General features: G+C 58.0%; 1 rRNA gene. It reads right to left on the reverse strand.

The window, feature by feature from the left end:
• A 23S ribosomal RNA gene (locus tag GA0070560_RS27860) occupies positions 1–2,183 on the reverse strand; the annotation flags it as partial.
• Positions 2,184–2,500 lie beyond the last annotated feature (317 nt).

Genomic DNA, 2,500 nt, shown 5'->3' on the forward strand with positions numbered 1-2,500 from the left:
CGCCATTCGTGCAGGTCGGAACTTACCCGACAAGGAATTTCGCTACCTTAGGATGGTTATAGTTACCACCGCCGTTTACTGGCGCTTAAGTTCTCCGCTTCGCCCCGAAGAGCTAACAGGTCCCCTTAACGTTCCAGCACCGGGCAGGCGTCAGTCCATATACATCGAATTACTTCTTCGCATGGACCTGTGTTTTTAGTAAACAGTCGCTTCCCCCTGCTCTCTGCGGCCATACAACGCTCCACCCGCGCGGGGCTTCACGTCTCCGGCCCCCCTTCTCCCTAAGTTACGGGGGCAATTTGCCGAGTTCCTTAACCACAGTTCGCCCGATCGCCTCGGTATTCTCTACCTGACCACCTGTGTCGGTTTGGGGTACGGGCCGCTCAGAACTCGCTAGAGGCTTTTCTCGGCAGCATAGGATCACTGACTTCACCTGAATCGGCTCGGCATCACGTCTCAGCCTTCATGTGTTGCGGATTTGCCTACAACACGGCCTACACGCTTACCCCGGCACAACCACCGGCCGGGATCAGCTACCTTCCTGCGTCACCCCATCGCTTGACTACTACCCGCCAGGTTCCCACGCTCCCCAACCTCAACCCGAAGGTCTCAGCCGGTTCGGATGGTTAGCACAACGAGGTTCATCAGGGACGCTCTTTCGCGGGTACGGGAATATCAACCCGTTGTCCATCGACTACGCCTCTCGGCCTCGCCTTAGGTCCCGACTCACCCAGGGCGGATTAGCCTGGCCCTGGAACCCTTGGTCATCCGGCGGAAGGGTTTCTCACCCTTCTTTCGCTACTCATGCCTGCATTCTCACTCGTGCCGCGTCCACAACTAGGTCACCCCGTTGCTTCACCCCCGGCACGACGCTCCCCTACCCACCCACACACCTGCACCCGACATCAAGGCCGGGCGAAGTCAATATGTGAGTGCCACAGCTTCGGCGGTGTGCTTGAGCCCCGCTACATTGTCGGCGCGGAACCACTTGACCAGTGAGCTATTACGCACTCTTTAAAGGGTGGCTGCTTCTAAGCCAACCTCCTGGTTGTCTATGCGACCCCACATCCTTTTCCACTTAGCACACGCTTAGGGGCCTTAGCTGGTGATCTGGGCTGTTTCCCTCTCGACTACGAAGCTTATCCCCCGCAGTCTCACTGCCGCGCTCTCACTTACCGGCATTCGGAGTTTGGCTGATTTCGGTAAGCTTGTGGGCCCCCTAGACCATCCAGTGCTCTACCTCCGGCAAGAAACACGCGACGCTGCACCTAAATGCATTTCGGGGAGAACCAGCTATCACGGAGTTTGATTGGCCTTTCACCCCTAACCACAGGTCATCCCCCAACTTTTCAACGTTGGTGGGTTCGGCCCTCCACGCGGTCTTACCCGCGCTTCAGCCTGCCCATGGCTAGATCACTCCGCTTCGGGTCTAGGACATGCGACTCGATCGCCCTATTCAGACTCGCTTTCGCTACGGCTCCCCCACACGGGTTAACCTCGCCACATGCCACTAACTCGCAGGCTCATTCTTCAAAAGGCACGCCGTCACCCCGCAAGGCTCCGACGGATTGTAGGCGAACGGTTTCAGGTACTATTTCACTCCCCTCCCGGGGTACTTTTCACCATTCCCTCACGGTACTCGTCCGCTATCGGTCACCAGGAAGTATTTAGGCTTACCAGGTGGTCCTGGCAGATTCACGGCAGATTTCAGGGGTCCGCCGCTACTCGGGAACACCCACAGAAGGTCAGCAACTTTCACCTACCGGACTCTCACCGCCTACGGTCAGCCATTCCAGACTGTTCGGCTAGCCACTGACTTTATAACTCCTCGAACAAGTGTCAGCTTGTTCAGCAGGGTCCCACAACCCCGACCACGCAACCCCTGACAGGTATCACACGCAGCCGGTTTAGCCTCAATCCGCTTTCGCTCGCCACTACTCACGGAATCACTATTTGTTTTCTCTTCCTACGGGTACTGAGATGTTTCACTTCCCCGCGTTCCCCCCACACACCCTATGTGTTCAGGTGCGGGTGACACCACATGACTGGTGCCGGGTTTCCCCATTCGGACACCCTGGGATCACAGCTTGGTTGACAGCTCCCCCAGGCCTATCGCGGCCTCCCACGTCCTTCATCGGCTCCTGGTGCCAAGGCATCCACCGTTCGCCCTTGACAACTTGACCACAAAGATGCTCGCGTCCACTGTGCAATTCTCAACAAACGACCAACCCACAACCCACAAGCCCCACACCAAACGCCACCACAGTGACCGGTATGCGAGACCAGGCCATGCCTGGCAGCCCGACAAGCGCTCACACGCTCATCCACGGCTCTGAAAGACAACCCACGGGTTGTTCCTTCAGGACCCAACAGGGTGCTATACGCCAGCCACCAGCCGCACCAGGAGCAATCCGTTCCCACCACCCCCCAAAAAGGGCAGCTGTACTAGGTGTCCCGGCCGTTGCCGGCGCCTGACTGACCAGTGTCTCCGCCATCTGAG

The sequence above is a fragment of the Micromonospora halophytica genome, from assembly GCF_900090245.1.
Taxonomy (GTDB): Bacteria; Actinomycetota; Actinomycetes; order Mycobacteriales; family Micromonosporaceae; genus Micromonospora; species Micromonospora halophytica.